Below are 19,789 nucleotides of genomic sequence, written 5' to 3' on the forward strand. Positions count from 1 at the left end.
ATACGCGTATGAATTGCCATTATGCCGGAAGTTTTAGCTTATACTTTCCAGAGAAGCGGCAATACAACGGTGAAATTCTTATGTCCTTCCATCACCTGGAAACCCGGTTGCTGAAGCAGTTGGTATTTGGCCCGGATATTTTGAAGCCCGATGCCGTTTGTGGGAACCAGGGTGGTCTTCCGTTGCAGGTTATTGTTTACAACCAGCTTGTTTTCACCGGCGGTAAATATTTCGATGATCAACGGACTGTTTTTGGAAATGGTGTTGTGTTTTACCGCATTCTCTACAGTTAGCTGAAGGGTAAGGGAGGGAATGAAGTAGGTATAGTACTGCTTGTCGATGCTGATATGCAACTCAATGGCATTTTCATATCGGGTTTGCAGCAATTTGAAATAAGACCGGATAAACTGAAGTTCATCCGTGAGTGTGCTAAGCGTTTCCCGGTTGTTTTTTAAAAGATAGCGGTACACCTTGCTCAATTCATCCAGGAACCGGATGGCCCGTTCTTTTTCAACACTGATCAGCGACGACAGGGTGTTGAAGCAGTTGAAAAGAAAATGCGGGTTCACCTGGTCTTTAAGGGCACTGAACTCCTGTTGCAGCGAAAGCTGATGCAGCATTTCCCTGCCTGTGGCGCTTTCTTTATATTTTTTGAAAATATAATCTGTTTCATAAAGAGGCTCAAACACCAGGTTTACGCAAAGCCCTACCAGGGCACCCTGCCAGAGGTGTTGTGTCTGGAGGCGATAGCTGAAAATATGAAAACCGTGGTAAATAAGGAAGATGATATATACGGAAGGGGTCATTACAAAAAACGTTACAAGTACTTTCCCCATGATACGTTGCCGGGTCTGACTGAGCTCAGGATACTTCTTTTCGATCCAGGTATCATACCGGGTATGCGCATCCATCGATATCATGCCAAATCCAAAGATCAGGGGCGAGGAAAGCAACCAGATGAGCGGCTCTTTCCAGATACGGTCTCCAAACATAATCAGGTGTAGCATTGCCGTAATAAAAGGCATTGAAAACAGGAATGAATATAGCCGCAGTTTTGGCCACTTAAGTTGTTTCATTGTTCCTCCTCTTTTTTACCGGATATCAGCGGAATCAGGATCAGTTGCTGTTCTTTCCGGTTTTTGGTAATGATCAGTTCCAGGCCCAGCAGTTTGTATTTTTTCGTCATGATGTCTAGCGAACTGTCATGATCTGCATCTTTTGAGAATGTTTTGGGTTGCAGGTTATAAGTGGCACGCAGTACATGATAGCCGGCAGAAGCAATATGGATGATCAGTGGTTGTTGTTTGCTGATGATGTTTTGTGTACAGGCATTTTCTATAAGTGCTTGTAGCAGGAGGGGGGGTAATAGCCTTTCCTGGTCCTGTTCATCTATCGAAAGGGTTACCTGCAAACCCTCTCCAAAACGCTCGCGCAGCAAATGAATATAGGCATTTAAGAATCCAAGCTCCGTGTACACTGTTACCAGCTGCTCATGATCGTTGCGCAGCAGATAGCGGTACACCTTCGTGAGCTCATCCAGGAAGTCTTCTGCTTTTTCTTCATTCTCTTCAATCAGGCTGCTGAGTGAGTTCAGACAATTGAAAAGAAAATGCGGATTGACCTGGTTTTTTAATGCATTCAGCTGACTTTGTTTATAGGTGGTATTTAATTGTTCCGTTTCCTGCAAGGCTGTTTTCCACGCCTGAAAGCGGTGGATGCTTTCCATCAGGAAGGTAAGAAAAATGGTAATGATGGATACGGAAAGATAGATCCAGGCAAGCCGGTTTTCGTTGAATTCTGTTTCAAAAAAGGGAATGGCAGCATAGGTTTTGAAAAGCAGGTATTTGAAAAACATGCTGACAAGAATAAAAGTAACAATGAGGAGGCTTAGCTTTTTAATAACCTGTTCTTCTTTTGGAAAACGCGTCCGGAGCCGCATGGAAACAAAGATGCAGATAAGGGAAACGAGCAAGAGCTCCATGAATGTAATGCAGGTGGCCGCTCCAAAAAAAGGCAGACTGGTGTAATACGACCAGTCGAAGTAGATGGTATTTACGACCAGTGTAATGGAAATACAGATCAGCGCAATGGTTTTAAAACGCTTCCGGGTATATGTAGAAAAATACAGGTTCATAACGGATAACTATAGTTGGATCCGGCACTCAATTTCGGCCTGGTTGGTATGTACGGAGGAATAGATCCAGCCATTGATGTTTTTTACCCTGCTGACAAACTCGCGGTTGGTAAAGAAATGTTGCAGCTGCTCTTTGTCGCAGTGCTGATGCGAGAATTGAAGGGTATACAGCAGCCGGTTTTTATCACAGCCGAAATGGATACAAATGTTTTCGACCCCTGCGTTCAGCAGGGCCTTTATACTGCGTTTGAATAATAGAAGAATTTCGTACCGCAGCTGTACATTCATTTTTAGCAGGTGCACCTTCGGGTCGTGGGCCAGGTCAATATGAGTACGGTACCGGTTGTTCAGGATGCCAACATACTTATGGAGGCGCCTCAGCAATTGTTCTGTGTTGTCATTTTCGGGTGCAATAGCCCAAAGCATGTCCTGCATGGCAGCAATCATTTCCGAACTCCGGAAACGGATCTGCTCCAGGAATTCCTGTGATTTTTTAGGATCTGACCGGTGCTTTAACACAGCCATTTCACTTAGGATATTGATGTTCTCCAGTGTGCTACTTACATCATTGTGAAGCCTGCTGCCGATATTGGTGCGCAGCTTTTCCATCTCTTCCCGGCGTTTCATCCGGTACTGGTCGAACATATAAAATAAAAATAACGTGAGGAGGGCCAGCAATATATAAAACCAGAGCGTTTTATAAAAGGGCGCTGCTATTTCAATAGGAATGGTAAAGATACCGGCAAGCGCGTGGCCTTCATTCAGCAATGCGGTGCTCAACCGGTATTTGCCGGAGGGCAGGTAGTTTAGCAGGACCTCCCCGGTGGCGGTAGCCGGCTTCCAGTTTTTGTCCATACCCTCAAACTGAAAATAAACCGGGTAAATGGTATGAAAGGTATTGGTGGTGAACCTTGCTTTGAGCGCGACCCTTCCCGGCCCGAGCCGGAGCGTTTTTAGTGCGCGTATCGAATCTACAGGAACCGGTACATCATTGATATAAAATTCAGCGAGCTGTACCTGCGGTGCTGCATGGCCTTTATTATGACCTATAATGCTGGCCGGGTTAAAGATTACAAGACCATGGTTGGTGCCAAAAACGATCCGGCCGTCCCTGAGGTGGGCTTCCGCTGCATAGTTATAGCTGAGGTCATCCAGCCCGTTGCGTTCATCAAAGGCATATTCACCGGCTTTTTTATCTACCCACTGGGCTGTAATGCCCGTAGGGCTGCTGGTCCATATTACCCCGTTCCGGTCAATAGCGAGGTTTGCCAGTGCCGCTTTTTTCTGTTGATAATGGAAGGTTCCGGTTTTTGTATTGAATATATTGAGCCCGTCAGAACTGAACACCAGGGTACTGTCGTTGGCCTCCGCTATATCCGGCACAGCCACGCCCATGATTCTTTTTCCTTCCGGCAGATTGGGTGTATAATGGCCGGTTCTTTGTTCTTTTGCGGCGTCGATCCGGTATAACCCGTCCCAGATGGTTCCGGCCCACACTTCATTTTGCTGGCTGATGAGCAGTCGGCAAACAGGCGAATTTGTTTTTTCGACGAGCTTCCAGGTTTGTGCTCCGGGATGGTATTTTACGATATGTCCGCCCTGGGTTCCAAACCAAAGGTTGCCGTTTTTATCTTCAGCCACCTGCCGTACCGTTGTGTGCTGAAAGACCGGGGGATAGATGCGGGTGATTTTTTTCCCTGAGGCATTATAGAAACCTACGCCTCCGTTTTGAATGCCCCATACAATATCTCCGTTGCGGGTTTCCTCCATGCACCAAACCATTCCTTCTTTTAAACCGGCATTGTTGGGAAAGAAGCCGGTTGCCAGCGGCTGAAACTGCTGGTTGTAAGAGAAAATTCCATGCCCCCAGGTGCTCACCAGGATTTCACCGGTACGGGTTTCCAGGATATCGGTTACATCCTGTTTGAAAGGTGCATCGTTGCCGGCTATGCGGTTATTAATAAAGTTGAACACATGTTGCGGTGGATTAAAATGATACAGTCCTTTATTGGTAGCCAGCCAGATGTTTTTTTCCCGGTCCTGCAACAGGTGATGCACAATATCATAGCGTAAACTATAGGCTCCCGGCCCGTTTTTTTCGATCAGGTCCACTTTGTGCTGCGAAGGGTTCAGCTTGGCAAAAAGATTATCGCCGGCCATCCATGTGGCGCCATCCGTTTCAATAATACCGGATGCGGTAAAATATTCGCTTTTCAGGGCTTTCAGGATTACATCATCCCATCGCTGTATGCGCCCGGTTATATCCATGCTTTGTATGATCAGCCCGGTGGCAGGCCAGGCCCCGATCCATTTTCTTTTTTCAGCGTCGATGTAAAAAAAGTTTACCATCTGCAAATTTCTAAAGGCATGAATAGCAGAATCGTTATCGGTATTTGAGCCGGCATATGAGAGCTGGCGGCGGAGCGGATTGTATTTTACCAGCCCTTTCCCGGTACCGATCCAGTAATTGCGGTCAGCATCCTGGTAAAACTGGGTGGGAAGCCATCCGGCAGGCAATTGAAACCAGTTGTAGCGTTCGCTCATCTCTGTTGCAGCTGCATTCAGAGTCATAAAGCCCTGTAGCCGGTATATAAGCAGGATGTGCTCATCCTTGTCTACATACAGGCTGGCATTCCGGGGGCGGATATGTGCCGGCCGGTTTACTTTTACTGCGTGCCATTTAAAATCGGTTGTATTGAGATAGCCCAACACAGAATCGGCAATGATCATCCAAACGCGGTTTTTTCGATCAATATACAAATCGTTCAGCGCGCCCTGCGGAAGCTGGCGGCCATCTGTAAAAAAATTCAGGAAACGATAGCCATCATAACGTTGCAGGCAATTGGGGGTGGCCATCCAAATATAGCCTTTTCCATCCTGCTGTACTTTACTGACCGTATTACTGGCAAGACCGTCACGCAGGCCAAGGTGCGCAAACAAATAGTTTTGCTGCGCATTTGCTGTAAAGCACCCAAGCAGTAAGATGAAACACAACAGTCGTTTGATCAAAAAAAATCGGATTGTAAAACAAATCTACCGCAAAAAAGCGAGAGCTGTGCACAACCGGGGCAGCGAAATCGGCAGTTCATACGGCGTATATTGCAATCCGGACCTTTCTTTGGGTGTAACTGCATGAAATGCGGTTCCGCTCCTGTATACTTACTGAAGAAAAAGATCCCGCCTCTTTCTTTGAGCAAGACGGGACCTTTTCTTTGTATCGGTATCAGGAAACCAAACCTGTTTCGATTGTTTTAAAAACAACGGATTTGATGAGTGTATCAGCTCCGTTGCAGTATTTTTCCTGTTGGTTATTTCTTTGCCATGTCCTTAAACTGCATCGGTGCAGGTGCCACGTTTTTAACAGGCTTCGTGCTTTTAAGATATGCATGAATCGCTTGTATATCTTCGTCCGTAAGCTTTGCCAGGTTGAACCAGGGCATTGGAGGCAACAGGGGACGGGCAGCATCCATGCCTTTAAATTTGCCATGTCTCAGGGCATTTTTAAAGTTCTCAAGGGGCCAGCTTCCGGCACCACTGTCGTCGCTGGTGAGGTTTGATGCAAAACTGATGCCCCAGGGACCTGCTGCTGCTGTCATATCCTCGTTAAACTGGGCGATACCTCTTTGAGCCAATGCGCTGTCGAAACTGCTGACAGGCCGTTCGGCAGGATATCCGGACAACATGGTTTCAGGAACAACTTCCGGACCGTTTGGTCCCATTCTCTTAGGCGAGTGGCAGTCGTTACATCCTGCGATGGTTACGAGGTATTCACCGCGCGTAACCAGTGTAGCAGAGTCTGTAGTTGTTGTTTTGTCAGTAGCAGACGCGTTGGCCTTGCCCGCCTGATCGCATGAAAAACATAAAGTAGCTGTTGCATAAGCAGCCAGTAAGAGTAATGTACGCATGTTATTTTTTTATGGTTGTTGAAAAATATTCTGGTTGAACGTAAAAATACTCGTATAAATGTTATGATCAGTCATAGGGCGTATGAACTGTGCTTTTTTATAGATAAATTGAAAAGATAGAAGACGAAAGGCGTTCGCGCGCTGTTATGAAGCAGGTTGTAGCCGGTTACCATCTGCTATGGAAGTATGGTCAGGCTACAGAAAGGTGTATGGAAAAGAGGTCGTATTTCAAAAGTTGGTTTATAGCAGCAGGTTGTTATTTTAATTTGATTCAAAATCTATGTGAAGACTTTTAATATAACCGCACAAAAAACCCCGGCGGACCGGGGTTGTATTTAATAGGATTGAATCGCTTATTTTTTCATCACAAAGCTTTCCATAAACTTGGTATTAAAGTTTCCGGAACGGAAGTCTTCATTCTGCATCAGCTGCAGGTGGAAGGGAATGGTGGTTTTAATACCTTCGATCACATATTCACTCAACGCCCGGTACATGGTATTAATGGCCTCATCCCGTGTGCGTGCAACAGTGATCAGTTTACCGATCATTGAATCGTAGTAGGGGGGAATGGTGTAGCCTGCGTATACATGACTATCTACCCGTACGCCATGACCGCCCGGTACATGCAGGTTCGTGATTTTTCCCGGTGAAGGCCGGAAATCATTATAAGGATCTTCTGCATTGATGCGGCATTCGATGGCATGCATTTGAGGAAGGTAATCGGCTCCGGACACTTTTTCACCCATTGCAATTTTGATCTGTTCTTTAATCAGGTCAAAATTGATCACTTCTTCTGTTACGCAATGCTCTACCTGTATGCGGGTATTCATCTCCATAAAATAAAAGTTCCGGTGCTTGTCTACCAGGAACTCGATGGTACCCACGCTTTCATAGCCAATGGCTCCTGCAGCTTTTTTAGCTGCCTCACCCATTGCGTGACGCAATTCGTCGGTCATAAACGGAGAGGGTGATTCTTCTACAAGCTTCTGGTGCCGGCGCTGGATGGAGCAGTCGCGCTCGCTCAGATGGCATACGGTGCCGTACTGGTCACCGGCTACCTGGATCTCAATGTGGCGGGGTTCTTCTACAAATTTCTCCATATAGATCCCGTCATTTTTAAAGGCTGCGGCTGCTTCGGCTTTGGCGGTATCATAAGCGCGCTCCATATCTGCTTCTTCCCAAACAATGCGCATTCCTTTACCACCACCGCCGGCCGTTGCTTTTAAAATAACCGGGTAGCCCACTTCCTTTGCCACGCCTTTGGCATGGCTCAGGCTTTGCAGCAATCCTTCACCGCCGGGAACCACAGGAACGCCCGCTTTGATCATGGTTTCTTTTGCGGTAACCTTGTCGCCCATCTTGTTGATCATTTCAGCAGTGGGGCCTATAAATTTGATTCCGTTTTCATTACAAATATTGGAAAACTTGGCATTTTCAGCAAGGAACCCATAGCCCGGGTGCACGGCATCTGCATTGGTAATTTCCACTGCGGCCATAATATTGGGCACATTTAAATACGAATCCACACTGGCAGGTCTTCCAATACAAACAGCCTCGTCTGCAAATTTTACGTGCAGGCTCTCGCTGTCTGCGGTAGAATAAACCGCCACGGTCTGAATACCCATTTCCCTACAGGTCCGGATAACACGCAGGGCAATTTCACCCCTGTTTGCAATTAATATTTTTTTAAACATGTTTCTAATTTGATAATTTGAAAAGATGCCAATTTGAAAATAAAAAACCAATTAAAGCATTTTGAAAACAGTGCTCCATTTTCAAGTCTTCAATTGGTTAATTATCAAATTAAATTATGGTTCTACCAGGAACAATGGCTGGTCAAACTCTACCGGGGATGCATCATCTACCAGTACTTTTACAACTTTACCGCTTATTTCGCTTTCGATTTCATTGAAGAGTTTCATGGCTTCAATTACACAAATCACTTTGCCGGGGCTCAGCACATCGCCTTCTTCTACGAAATTGGGTTTATCGGGTGCCGGTCTGCGGTAAAAAGTACCGATCATCGGGCTTTTGATGGTAATGGTATTGGAAGCTACTTCTGCTGCTTTGGATGCCGCAGCCGGAGCAGGGGCGGCCTGTGTAGGCAACGCAGCAGGTGCCTGTGCCTGTTGAAGCTGTACAGGTGCAGCTGTAACTACCTGGGTCACCTGTTCCTCCTTTTGGCGGATGGTGATCTTGAAATCCTTCTCTTCAATACTTAGTTCGCCAATATTAGATTTGTTGATTATTTTGATCAACTCCTGAATTTGTTTAAAGTCCATATGCTTCAAGATTTAAAATAGTTTGGATCAGTTTTTTTGTGATCGGTAACGGAAAACCGACATAAAAATGCCGGAAAGCTAAGGTAAAGAATTCAATAGCATTTCTATGATATTTTAAGAATAATACCGCAACTTATACGAAAAATGGCTTAAAACCGGAAGATTTAAGCCATTTTTCAGGGTTATCTTGTATTACTCTTTTACACGTTCTACATACTCACCTGTTTTTGTATTTACACGGATGAGTTCTCCTTCGTTTACGAATAAAGGAACGTTTACAGTAGCGCCGGTTTCAACAGTGGCCGGTTTCAGGGTACGGGTAGCCGTATCACCTCTTAGTCCGGGTTCGGTATAAGTAACCAGCATTACGATTTTATCAGGAAGTTCCACGCTAACGGGAAGTTCGGTTTCTGTATTGATGGCAATTCCAACTTCCTGGCCTTCTTTCAGAAATTGTGGCGCATCGATCAGGTTTTCGGCAACGCTCATCTGTTCAAAAGTGTCGTTGTCCATAAAGTTGTACCCTGTTTCATCCTGGTATAAGTATTGATAAGCCCGTTTTTCAACACGAACCGGGTAAATTGTGTCGCCCGAGTTCCATGTTTTCTCAATTGTACGGGTGTTATCGACACCTTTTAATTTAGCCCAAACTTTCGCTGCAGCACGTGCAGTTTTGTTTTCGCCAAACTCTACCACCGAATAAAGGTTGCCATCGAGCTTTAAGATCATGCCGCGGCTGATGTCTGCTGTATTTGCCATGTAATTTTTTTTGAGGCGGCAAAGATAACAGTTGCAGATAAGTTCGCAAATAGCCATTTGGAAAAATATCCTGCAAAGGCGGATCATTATTTGCCGTATATTTATATTTTAAATAAAAAAATATGAAAAATATTATCGATTTTAGTGTTTGATTTGTATTTTTATTGAAAATAATTCTATATTAATTTTGTTTTTTATTTTAATTTCTTCTCTTTTGTTTGAAATATATTGTATTTTAATATTTTTACATATTTTAAAATTGAAAGCTTCTTACGCCCATTCTATCTGCGAAAAGCCTGAAAAGTCATCAAAACGAGCCTTGCTGTTGAAAAAACAAACAACCAGTTTAAACAAATTAAAATTTTATTGAATGAGAAAAATGCTTTTGCTCACAAAAACAATTTTTATTTCAGGAGCGCTGCTGGCGCAGGATGCAACTGCACCCGAAACCGAGGATAAAGGTGTACTGCAGCTCAATGGATCCGTAGATGCGTACTACCGGTTTAATTTCAATCATGCCAAATCGGTTCAGCAGGCGAACAATTTTACCAGTTTTACAAACTCGCACAATTCATTTGAGCTGGGTATGGCGTCCTTAAAGGCCAGCTATACCAAAGGAAAGGCCGGGGTTGTGGTCGATTTGGGTTTCGGAAGCCGGGCCCGGGAGTTTTCTTATAATGAAACCGGCGTTACGCAGGCCATTAAGCAGGCTTATATTACCTATGCACCCACCGATCACATCAAATTATCTGCGGGAAAATGGGGTACACATGTAGGGTATGAGTTGCTGGATCCGCAGTTGAATCGGAACTATAGTATGAGTTATATGTTTTCTTATGGCCCTTTTTCACACACCGGTTTGAAAGCGGATTTTACACTGGGCGATGGTTTGGGCATTATGGCCGGCGTTACCAATCCTACCGATTATCTTTCCGCCCCATGGAATAAAAAATTCATTGTAGGACAGGTCAGCAAAACGTCTGAGACGGTAAATGTGTATCTGAATTATGTGGGTGGAAAAGATACGGCCGGGCTTGCCTCGAACCAGCTGGGACTAACCGCCACCGCAAAGGTGAATGATCTGTTCTCACTGGGATACGATGGTACGGTAAAAATGGTAAAACCTGATGCCGGTGCTTCTCAAAGCTGGTGGGGATCTGCCTTGTATGTGAATATAGATCCTTCTGAGAAATTTGGGATCACGTTGCGTGGTGAATATTTTGATGATAAAAAAGGAGTGATCACGAACCCGGACGGCAGCGCGCTATTGGGCACATCGGTGGTACAGGGCACTTTGTCCTTTAATATAAAACCGGCCAGCGGATTGATGATCATTCCTGAATTCCGGATCGATAGTGCAAAGGATCCCATTTTTACAAATAATTCCGGAGCGGGCACAAAAAGCACCGGCACCTTCCTGCTTGCTGCCGTATATGCTTTCTGATAGGGACCATGACTGCTGGTTATCAAGGCCTCGTTTATAACGGGGCTTTTTGTTGCAGGTATTACCGCTGTTGAAAAGCCTGAGCTTTTCCACTTTAACGGAAGGTCGTTATCAGAACCTTAAAAAGAGAAACCGTTATCAATGACTTTTTTCAAAGTCGAACCGGTTATTATCCCGGGCCGCACGAAAGGCTTCCGGATCGCCATAGGGACCTAAATAGGTGGCGCTGCCAAATCCGAGGATTGGATAAAATACAAAACCAAGCAAAAGAAGCCCAACCGTAAATGCTTCATCTTTACCAAAGCTTTTGGACAGCATATTGGTGATCCAGATACCAAATACAACATTTACAAAAGGGATAAACAGGAGCAGGAGCCACCAGGTGGGTTTCCCAACAATTTTGAGCAATATGTAGATATTGTAAATAGGAATGATTGCGGCCCATCCGGGTTGACCTGCCTTTTCAAATAACTTCCACAAGGCAATAATTACAATGATCGTTATGATAAAAGAACCAGCAATAAAGCCGGTGGGCAATGGTTGTTCGTACATAGTAGGTTGTTTTAAGTTTAAAATGATTTAGACACACAAGGTATAAAAAATGCCGCGGCCGCCGCACTCTTTTCAAACTTATTATTAACAAATTTGCCCGTATCGGATCAAATATCTATCGCACAATTGATCCATTCTCCGTCAAATTGAGCATTGTATTTTTTATAAAAATTAATGGCCGGCTCGTTCCAGTCAAGCACCTGCCAGCAGATGCGCTTCAGTCCTTTTTCCCTTGCTTCTTCAAACAACCGGTCAAACAGCCGGGCGCCGATCTTATGACCGCGCATGGCTTCCGTTACGAGAATGTCTTCCAGGTACATGGCCTGTCCCTTCCAGGTAGAGAAACGAATGTAATACAGGGCAAAGGCTACAATGCCGGCTTCGGTTTCCGCCACAAATGCCCACCAAACCGGGTTGGGGCCAAAACCGCTTTCCCTGAAATGTTCCAGGGTAACAGTAACCTCCTGCGGCGCTTTTTCATAATCGGCCAGTTCCTGCACCAGTTCCAATATTCGCTGACAGTCTGCGGCCACGGCTCTTCGAATGTTTATTTCCATGGCTGCAAATTAGGATGTTTTTTGTATTGGTTCGTTGTCAGTCTGAGAAGCCGTTTAAATAGGGACATATAAAATTTTTATTGAGTGCTTTTAACCAGCTTAACGATTCATTTCCGGTGCGAACATTTGCGGACCATAACCGGTTCAGTTATCTTTGCGGTGCTTATGCCTGGTTTAATACGATATATTGTCGCCGGCTTTTTATGCCTGGTCATCGCGTTCGCGGCTTTTTCATCCCACATCCTGCTGATGTATGAAAAACCTGGAAGCAAGGACGATATCTCCCTTGCTGCCGGGGCTGGAACAGAAAAAAAGACCTGCGAAATAAAAGAGTTGCTGCCGGAAGAAGCGTTAATTGCTAACAGTGGTTTTCAGTTACTACAGCTCAGGGGGCTTTCCGCAAAGATGTTTGCCGGTTTCCGGAAATCTCATGTTCAAACACCGTATACTCCTGTTCCTACACCGCCTCCGCGAACGGCTGCATAAAAGCAGTTTATGTTTAAAGGGATGTCTCGTCCCGGATTTTATTTTAACTCTTTAAATGATGGATGATCATGATGAACAGCAAAATTGTTGTAACAGTACTGAGCGCTTTTGTTTGCTCCTCGATGGCCTTTGTTGCCGGCGCACAAACCTTAACCGATAAAGAACTGAAGACCCGGGTGGCCGAAATTGAAAGCCCGTTACAGAAAATTATACAGCTTGAACCAAAACAGTTTGAATATAAAGCGAAGGATTATAAATTCCTGAAGCTGGATGAAGGAGCGCAATATGGTTTTATGGCAGAAAATGTAAAAACGGTTTTCCCTCATCTTGTAAAAGAAAAGAAAGTGTCCTATATGTTTGGCAAAAATGCCTACCGGGATGCACGTGTCAGCACCATCGATGAATCGGGCCTCATACCCGTACTCGTAGCTTCAATTAAACAACAACAGGAAGAGATTGAACTGCTGAAGGCAGAACTGATGAAACTAAAAAAAGAAACAGCCGGAAAATAAGCGGCAGATACTACAGGAAAGGGTCGGTGCCGGAGTTACAAAGAGACTGGGGCCGGGCCGGCTCTTTTATTTAAATAAAATGGTATTCCTTTGCCCGGTTAACCAGTGATACCATATTGTTAACTCCGAATTTTTGCAATAGTGTGGCCCGGTGCGTTTTTACGGTAAGGGGGCTAATGAAAAGTGCTGCCGCAATTTCCGCAGATTTTTTTCCACTGGCCAGCAGCGACAAGATCTGTTTTTCCCGCTTGGTAAGATCGGGTAATGCGGGAAGTACGTTGGGTTCGGGCTTTTGCATGATCTCGCTGATCTCCTTGCTGAAAACAGCGGTCTCATCTGCAAGTGCCCTGTAAATGCAGTCCAGTATATCTTCAGCGGCGGCTGTTTTAAGCAGGTAGCCGCAGGCGCCATTTTGCATCATTTGGGTAATGATGCTGCGTTCGCTGAGATTGCTGATGGCCAGTATCTTTACAGCCGGATATTTTTTCCGGATCTCCCTGCAAAAAAGAATGCCGTTACCATCGGGTAAGCTGATATCCAGCAGGAGAATGTCGACGGTATGTGCTGCAAGGAAATGCAGCAGACCGCTTCCGGTAGTAAAAGCACCGGTTACCAAAAAAAAGGGCACACCCTCCAGCAGATTTTTAAGTCCCTGTATTACGATGGGATGATCGTCTGCAATGGCGATATGGATGACAGGGTCAGGCGGTAACATTGAGTTCAATATTTATAATGGTTCCTTCTGCAGAAGAGTCGATATGTATGGATCCTTTCAGAAAATTTACGCGACTGTAAATATTGCTAAGGCCGATTCCTTCCAGGTCTTTGCGCTGGGGATCAAAGCCGGAGCCATTGTCCTCAACCGTAATAAAAAAAGTGGTGTCTGCCTGGTTGCACTGCACAATGATCTTACTAGCCTGCGCATGTTTTACCGCATTTCCTACAATTTCCTGTACCAGGCGGTAAATCATCAGCTGTGCCTGCTGGGGAATACCGGGTTGAATATTAAATGCATTTAAGATAATAGAGGTGCCAGGGCAGGTAAGGCTTTCACAAAGATCCTTTAATGCCGCCTGTAAACCCGATCGTAACAATGATTCAGGCATCATATTGCGGGCAATTCTTCTGAGCTCCGTTACGGAATTGTCGAGTTGGTCAATAACCGGGTGCAGCTCAAGGCTACCGCGGTGCTGCTCGTAATGATACACCATCCCCGAAAGATTCAGTTTTATGCCGGCGAGCATGCCGCCCAAACCATCATGCAGGTCGCGGGCCATACGGCTGCGTTCCCGCTCTTCACCAACCAGGAGCGCATTGGATACCTGCAGCTGCTGCTCCTGCTCCAATGATTTCAATTGCTGTGTGGTCTGGATCCTTTTTTGTTTGCCCCGGTAAATAAAAAACAGGATGGTAAGTGTCAGCAACAGCAGTGCGCTCCACAACAGGAGCTTTTGCATGCTGGATTTTGTTTCCAGTTCCAGGATCTGGCGCTCCTTTTGTGAAGATTGATAGCGCAATTCCAACTCGTTCATTTTAAGTGCTGTCTGTTGCTCGTCGAGGCTGTCCTTTAGCTGGGTATATTGGGTAAGGTAATGGAAGGCGGTCTTCATATCGCCCGCCTGTTTTGAAAAATAAGCGATATCTTTTAAAGAAGAAAGCATATATGTGGAGACGGAATCTTCGTTTGCCATCTTATTAATGGTGTAGGCTGCTTCTCTTGCCTGCAGAAAATCTCCGCGGGCAGCCGCCAGTGTTTTACGGGCATCATAGGCATCATACAGGTTTTCCCTGCCGGGATAGATGTTCGTTTGTTTGAATGCATTTTCGCTGGCTGTTGCTGCAAGATCGTATTGCTTTTTGCCCGTATAGTAAAACGACAGGTAACTGTAATAGCGCCCCCAGAGCTTTGTTGGCCCGATGTTATTCAATTGTGTTCTTGCCAGATCCAGGTATTGTTTTGACGTTTCAAGACTATCCATCAGGTACATCAGCAAGGCGCCGCTAAGATAAACGGTAGCTAACTCATCCGGTTGGCCTTTCTGTTCCCGGAGCAACAGATCTTTACGGAAGTAAGGATATGCTTTTTGATACTGTTGCATGGTGGTGAGTCCTGCGGAAACATTATGCAGTGCCACTGCGTACAGGGTTGTGTCCTTTACGGCTTCGATAACAGGGAGCACGGCAATGACCAGCTCCAACGCCTTTTCAGAATAACCTTTATTGTCATAGGCAAAGGCTAGATTGTTGGTACTGCGGATATATAATTTTTTTGATAAAAGGCTGGCGGTATCTGTTGCCAGCAATTGGCGGGACCGGTTGAATTGTTCGATGGCACTGTCGTTCTGGGCTGACATCAGGTATACATAACCCAGCCGGTGATGTGCTATGGCTTTATAGTAACTGCCTGGTATTTGCTCACTTAAAGCAAGGGCACGGGCTGCAAGCGCGTGGGCGTTGGAGGTGGCGCCCAGGTTAATGTAGGTGTTGGATAATTCACCCAGCAATGAAATGCGGGTAGTATCTCTGGATGCATGTTTCAACAGTTGCTGCAGACTGTCTGCCCGGCGCTGGTACAATTGTGCCATAGTAACCTGGAAGCCCAGCATACATACAATGGTGATATATACAAATCGGTTCACGCAACCTGGGGGATTGAATGGTAATGTTACATATTTTTTTTGATAAGCAACCGGGTCGATTAAAAATACTCCCTTGGGAGTATTGCCGGATCTGTAAATGCAATGCACCTTTGAAGTGCGAAGATTGCAAAACGTAGCAACAAACACCGGTTGTGCCGGTCATCATATAACCACTTCAAAAATGCTCTTAACCCGTTAAAACATGTAAATGGAATTGAACAGCAACATATTCAGATATGTACTGGCCGGTAGCCTAGTGCTTGCTACCTTAACTGCCAATGGTCAAACGGAAAAAGGCCGCATCACAGCAGGAGGTAGTTCAGAGTTAAGCTTTACGGGCAGTAAGCAACAGTACACCCTTGATGGGGAACAAAGAGGATCTGTGCGTTATAATGAATTTAATTTTAGTCCCTACGGTGGTTATTTTGTAATGAAAGATCTGCAGTTGAGTTTTCAGGTATTGTTTAAGACTTCAAAAACTACAACAGCGTACAGTAATGGTACCACCGGCGAAGCGCGCACATCCAGTTTGTCGGTGGGTCCCGGCGTCTGTTATTATTTACCGGTTGGTGAACAGTTGCGACCCTATGTGCAGGCCGGTGTAATATATGCATTGGAGGGGGCGGGAGATGATACGAATAAGTTTTCGGGGGTTACATTGGGCGGCGTACTGGGAGGCGCCTATTTTATAAGTAAACAGGCTTCTGTTGAGCTGGGATTACGTTACTCCCATAGTGCCTTGAAGAACAAGGCAAATAAAGACCTGCGGATGAAAGAAAACCTGTTTGCTCCCATTCTTGGGCTGGGCTTTTATTTTTAATACGGCATCCGCTGCATGCCCGGGTAGAAGAATGAACAGCTTGTTTTGAACGATCATCATCAGCCTGGATCACCGACCTTAAAAAAATAGAAATGAAAACACACAATTGGATTTGGATTCCGCTTTTGACCCTGGTTGCCGTTGCTTCCTGTAAAAAAAACGATGTATCAAAAAAGGAAACAGTATTGTATGAAACAGACTTCAGCAATGATGACGGACACTGGCCTACCGGTAATTTAGGCAGCAGTGGCGCGTCTGCCACCATTGGTAATGGCTACTATACCATGGTAGGTGGTAACGGCGGCCGGGAGGTATGGACGGGACAGATCTTCTCCGGAACAACGGGAGGAATGGCCCTTGAGGCCAGTGTAAAGCTGAGCTCCAACAGCGGCGCCAATAATGGCGAAGGCGGACTGATTTGGGGGTTGAGAAAAAATAGTAGTACCGATGTTTATACTGGGTTTTATTTTGAAATAAGCTATGACGGGTATTATTCGATATGGGGATACCCTGATGGATCCGAAAAACCGTATGTGCTTTATAAAGACTGGGTGTTGAACAGTGCGATCCGCAATAACCAGTTTAATAAACTGCGTATTGTTTTAAAGAATAATGAACTGCGGTTTTACGTTAATGATAAAGAACTGTTTGCCATGCCTTCGCCGGGAAATGGTACGCTGGATCAGCCGGGTTTTAAGATCCGTAAATATTCAACGATGCAGGTAGATTATTTTAAAGCAGTTCAATTACCCTGATGCAGTCTGTTCCAAAACTGGTATTTCGGAAGTGTATGTGCTTATAACCGGACAAGTATAACAAATGAAAAAAGTTTTTTTATTATACGGCTTGTTAAGCCTGTGTTTTGGAAGGGCCGGGGCGCAGGATATGCTGAGCGCCACCATCGCCAATATTGCCATACATGATTTTCAACGGGAGCGGATCCGGAGTGAATATGAACAGGAGAAAATACGGCTGGGGCGTGGTAAAAGCGGTGCGGCAGCATTGAAGGATTCCCGTTCTGGTCATGCTTTTTTATTTGCTCCGGATACCAGTGTTTCAGTTGGAGTAGCGCAGGCGATTATTAATGATCTTAAAAAAAAGAATCCGGTCTCGGGAAATAACCTGGAGGCAGCGCTGAAGCGGAACAATCCTTTCCCGGCCTATGTTCGTTATTTAAAAGGCCGGGGTCTGGATGTACAACATGATTATGCAGATGCTTTTAGCGCATATCTGTTAGGTATATGGCGTATTGCCAACGGTCGGTATGCTGATCCTGCCGCAGCGCAGATTCATGCGGTGCGGAACCAGGTAGGTGCAATGATCCATGTTAGCGATTGGTCGAACCAGAAAAAGCAGGAAGCTGCGGAGTACCTGCTCTATGACCTGATCTTTGCAAATGAGCCTTATGAAGCTTCGCGGAAGGAAGGTAATAAAATACAGCAACAACAGGATTCGGATATGGTTTATAACCGGTTCTTAAAGCAACATAAGATGGATCTTCGAAAAATGATGATTACGGAAAAGGGGCTGGTTCCGGTGAAATGATGTTCATCAAAACAGGAATGTAAAATTTTTAAAGATGCAAACAATAAGGATCATCTTATGCCTGCTGCTATTAGGAGCCGGCCTGCGGGCGGAAGCCCAGGATCTGGAACAGCAACAACGAAACCAGGAAGCGGCGGTTAAAGCGGCCTTCCGGAAAAAACAGGTAACACCCAAAGAATATTATAAATTGCTGGAAGAGCAGGAGGCTATCCGTAAAACGATCGAACGGGCGAAGGCTGATGATTATATGAGCGCGAAAGAGCAAAATGATATTTATGGAAAACTGCAACGGGTAGAAAAGCGATTGCGCAAATACAAAACGAACCGGGAAGTGTATTAGGCTGCACTACTCGTTCTAAAGCCGCCATAAAATCAGCGCCTGCTCAAAAAGCGTTCCTTATGCATCTTTCTGCAGCTGCTGCCAGCGGTAAATCGGATCAGGAAAATCTTCAATGTTTCAGCACCCGGTGACATAAATGCGCATAAAATGCACTAACTTCATTTCATGTTGGTGAAAATCAATGGCAGTGCTGTTTATGGAGTGGAAGCCATCCCCATCATTATCGAAGTTAACTGGATGCCTTCTGGTAAAGACCCTATGATTGTTGGTCTTCCGGACAATGCTGTAAAAGAAAGCTGGCAGCGGGTAGAAAGCACCATCAAGACCAATGGCTATGAAATGCCCAGGACCAAGGTGGTCGTTAACCTGGCACCCGCTGATATCAAAAAAAGCGGAGCAGCCTTTGATCTGCCGATTGCCATCGGGTTGCTGGCGGCAACAGAGCAATTAAAGAATAGTACGGCATTAGCGGATTATGTGATCATGGGCGAACTGAGCCTTGACGGGGCCTTGCGCACTGTAAAAGGAGCTTTGCCAATTGCCATCCAGGCGCGTAAGCAGGGCTTTAAAGGATTGATCGTGCCAAAAGTCAATGCTCGTGAAGCGGGGATGGTCAATAACCTGCATGTATACGGAGTAGAACATATACAGGAAGTGACTGACTTTTTTGAAAATGGGGAACAGGGCCTTACTCCGGTTGTGGTGAATACCCGCGACGAATTTTTTGATTCACAATATGCTTTTGACATCGATTTCTCCGATGTTAAGGGACAGGAAAATATCAAACGGGCGCTGGAGATTGCAGCTGCAGGCGGGCATAATGCGCTGCTGATCGGTCCTCCCGGTGCAGGGAAAACGATGCTGGCCAAACGCCTGCCTACCATTCTTCCCCCACTTACATTGCCGGAAGCGTTGGAAACCACAAAGATTCACTCCGTTGCCGGAAAACTACCGGAGAATGCCACCCTGATCTCAAAAAGGCCGTTCCGGTCGCCGCATCATACCATTTCTGATGTGGCCCTGGTGGGCGGTGGCAGTACCCCGCAACCCGGCGAAATTTCGCTGGCGCACAATGGCGTATTATTCCTGGATGAGCTTCCTGAATTTAAGCGGTCTGTTCTGGAAGTAATGCGGCAGCCCATCGAAGAGCGGAAAGTAACGATTTCCCGCGCCCGGATCGCGGTCGATTTTCCGGCAAGTTTTATGCTGATGGCATCGATGAATCCCTGTCCCTGCGGATTTCACAATCACCCGGAGCGGGCCTGTACCTGCCCTCCGGGAGCAGTACAAAAATACCTCAACAAAATTTCGGGTCCTTTGCTGGACCGCATCGACCTGCATGTGGAAGTAACGCCGGTACCTTTCAATGAACTATCATCTGAGCGTAGCGAAAAAACTTCGGCAGCGATACGGGAGGCGGTGATCCGCGCCCGGGAGATTCAACTGGCCCGTTTTGAAGGCACACCGGGTATCTATTGCAATGCACAAATGAGCAGCAAACAATTAAAGGAGATCTGCGTCATCGACAATATCGGACAGGCATTGCTAAAAAAGGCGATGGAGAAACTGGGTCTTTCGGCAAGAGCCTATGACCGTATTCTAAAGGTATCGCGTACCATTGCCGATCTGGAAGGTGCGGCAACGATCCGGCCTGAGTTTCTTGCGGAGGCCATTCAATATCGCAGTCTCGACCGGGAAAACTGGGCGGGCTAAAGATCGAATGATAGTTACATGCGTTGGTACGAACGGAAAGCCAGCTGATCGTTGTAACGCATTCGCCTATTATCCTGTCGTATCCGCATGCCAGAATCATC

The 19,789-nt window shown here is 45.8% G+C and carries 19 protein-coding genes; 8 read left to right on the forward strand and 11 right to left on the reverse strand.

Annotated features, from left to right (window positions below):
• Window positions 1–38: 38 nt before the first annotated feature.
• The 7 genes from Q1V85_RS01405 to efp form a co-directional block, all read right to left on the reverse strand.
• Window positions 39–1,076, reverse strand: coding sequence for a histidine kinase (locus tag Q1V85_RS01405; RefSeq protein ID WP_300596666.1), 1,038 nt, complete (start codon window positions 1,074–1,076; stop codon window positions 39–41).
• Window positions 1,073–2,134, reverse strand: coding sequence for a sensor histidine kinase (locus tag Q1V85_RS01410; RefSeq protein WP_300596667.1), 1,062 nt, complete (start codon window positions 2,132–2,134; stop codon window positions 1,073–1,075). The genes Q1V85_RS01405 and Q1V85_RS01410 overlap by 4 nt, the downstream gene beginning before the upstream one ends.
• 9 nt (window positions 2,135–2,143) lie before the next feature.
• A complete protein-coding gene (locus Q1V85_RS01415) occupies window positions 2,144–5,074 on the reverse strand; it encodes a two-component regulator propeller domain-containing protein (RefSeq protein ID WP_300596669.1) in 2,931 nt (976 codons plus the stop codon).
• 368 nt (window positions 5,075–5,442) lie between these two features.
• A complete protein-coding gene (locus Q1V85_RS01420; RefSeq protein ID WP_300596671.1) occupies window positions 5,443–6,039 on the reverse strand; it encodes a c-type cytochrome in 597 nt (198 codons plus the stop codon).
• Window positions 6,040–6,392: 353 nt separating this feature from the next.
• Entirely contained in the window at window positions 6,393–7,733 is a 1,341-nt protein-coding gene (gene accC, locus Q1V85_RS01425) for an acetyl-CoA carboxylase biotin carboxylase subunit (RefSeq protein ID WP_300596674.1), read from the reverse strand.
• A 114-nt stretch (window positions 7,734–7,847) separates the two neighbouring features.
• Complete coding sequence (accB, locus tag Q1V85_RS01430; protein WP_300596676.1) at window positions 7,848–8,321, reverse strand: acetyl-CoA carboxylase biotin carboxyl carrier protein; 474 nt, start codon at window positions 8,319–8,321, stop codon at window positions 7,848–7,850.
• A 192-nt stretch (window positions 8,322–8,513) separates the two neighbouring features.
• Window positions 8,514–9,080: an elongation factor P gene (gene efp, locus Q1V85_RS01435; RefSeq protein ID WP_300596678.1), complete on the reverse strand. Its 567-nt coding sequence runs from the start codon at window positions 9,078–9,080 to the stop codon at window positions 8,514–8,516.
• A 370-nt stretch (window positions 9,081–9,450) separates the two neighbouring features.
• Here efp and Q1V85_RS01440 point away from each other — a divergent pair, with 370 nt between their 5' ends.
• Window positions 9,451–10,524: a porin gene (locus Q1V85_RS01440; RefSeq protein ID WP_300596680.1), complete on the forward strand. Its 1,074-nt coding sequence runs from the start codon at window positions 9,451–9,453 to the stop codon at window positions 10,522–10,524.
• A gap of 138 nt (window positions 10,525–10,662) precedes the next feature.
• On the opposite strand, the gene Q1V85_RS01445 is transcribed toward Q1V85_RS01440, so the two are convergent.
• Window positions 10,663–11,076: a DUF5684 domain-containing protein gene (locus Q1V85_RS01445; RefSeq protein WP_300596682.1), complete on the reverse strand. Its 414-nt coding sequence runs from the start codon at window positions 11,074–11,076 to the stop codon at window positions 10,663–10,665.
• A gap of 107 nt (window positions 11,077–11,183) precedes the next feature.
• A complete protein-coding gene (locus Q1V85_RS01450; protein ID WP_300596684.1) occupies window positions 11,184–11,633 on the reverse strand; it encodes a GNAT family N-acetyltransferase in 450 nt (149 codons plus the stop codon).
• A gap of 249 nt (window positions 11,634–11,882) precedes the next feature.
• On the opposite strand from Q1V85_RS01450, the gene Q1V85_RS01455 reads away from it, so the two are divergent.
• Together Q1V85_RS01455 and Q1V85_RS01460 are read left to right on the forward strand one after the other, a co-directional pair.
• Window positions 11,883–12,119, forward strand: coding sequence for a hypothetical protein (locus Q1V85_RS01455; RefSeq protein WP_300596686.1), 237 nt, complete (start codon window positions 11,883–11,885; stop codon window positions 12,117–12,119).
• A 68-nt stretch (window positions 12,120–12,187) separates the two neighbouring features.
• Window positions 12,188–12,631, forward strand: a complete 444-nt coding sequence (locus Q1V85_RS01460) for a tail fiber domain-containing protein (protein WP_300596688.1) — start codon at window positions 12,188–12,190, stop codon at window positions 12,629–12,631.
• A 70-nt stretch (window positions 12,632–12,701) separates the two neighbouring features.
• Here the strand turns inward: Q1V85_RS01460 and Q1V85_RS01465 are convergent, their stop codons facing one another.
• Together Q1V85_RS01465 and Q1V85_RS01470 are read right to left on the reverse strand one after the other, a co-directional pair.
• Entirely contained in the window at window positions 12,702–13,346 is a 645-nt protein-coding gene (locus tag Q1V85_RS01465; RefSeq protein WP_300596690.1) for a response regulator transcription factor, read from the reverse strand.
• Window positions 13,333–15,270 (reverse strand): ATP-binding protein, encoded by a 1,938-nt coding sequence (locus Q1V85_RS01470; protein ID WP_300596692.1) that lies wholly within the window; start codon window positions 15,268–15,270, stop codon window positions 13,333–13,335. Before Q1V85_RS01470 ends, Q1V85_RS01465 begins: the two co-directional genes overlap by 14 nt.
• 208 nt (window positions 15,271–15,478) lie before the next feature.
• Here Q1V85_RS01470 and Q1V85_RS01475 point away from each other — a divergent pair, with 208 nt between their 5' ends.
• The 5 genes from Q1V85_RS01475 (at window position 15,479) to Q1V85_RS01495 (ending at window position 19,688) form a co-directional block, all read left to right on the forward strand.
• Complete coding sequence (locus Q1V85_RS01475) at window positions 15,479–16,090, forward strand: outer membrane beta-barrel protein (RefSeq protein WP_300596694.1); 612 nt, start codon at window positions 15,479–15,481, stop codon at window positions 16,088–16,090.
• A gap of 92 nt (window positions 16,091–16,182) precedes the next feature.
• Window positions 16,183–16,845, forward strand: a complete 663-nt coding sequence (locus tag Q1V85_RS01480) for a hypothetical protein (protein ID WP_300596696.1) — start codon at window positions 16,183–16,185, stop codon at window positions 16,843–16,845.
• A 64-nt stretch (window positions 16,846–16,909) separates the two neighbouring features.
• Window positions 16,910–17,635 (forward strand): hypothetical protein, encoded by a 726-nt coding sequence (locus Q1V85_RS01485; RefSeq protein ID WP_300596698.1) that lies wholly within the window; start codon window positions 16,910–16,912, stop codon window positions 17,633–17,635.
• A 34-nt stretch (window positions 17,636–17,669) separates the two neighbouring features.
• Window positions 17,670–17,975: a hypothetical protein gene (locus Q1V85_RS01490; protein ID WP_300596700.1), complete on the forward strand. Its 306-nt coding sequence runs from the start codon at window positions 17,670–17,672 to the stop codon at window positions 17,973–17,975.
• A gap of 165 nt (window positions 17,976–18,140) precedes the next feature.
• The gene (locus Q1V85_RS01495; protein ID WP_300596702.1) at window positions 18,141–19,688 is read left to right on the forward strand and encodes a YifB family Mg chelatase-like AAA ATPase; all 1,548 of its coding nucleotides are present in this window, start codon (window positions 18,141–18,143) and stop codon (window positions 19,686–19,688) included.
• The last annotated feature ends 101 nt before the right edge of the window (window positions 19,689–19,789 follow it).

Source organism: Niabella sp. (assembly GCF_030150205.1).
In the GTDB taxonomy this organism is placed as follows: Bacteria; Bacteroidota; Bacteroidia; order Chitinophagales; family Chitinophagaceae; genus Niabella.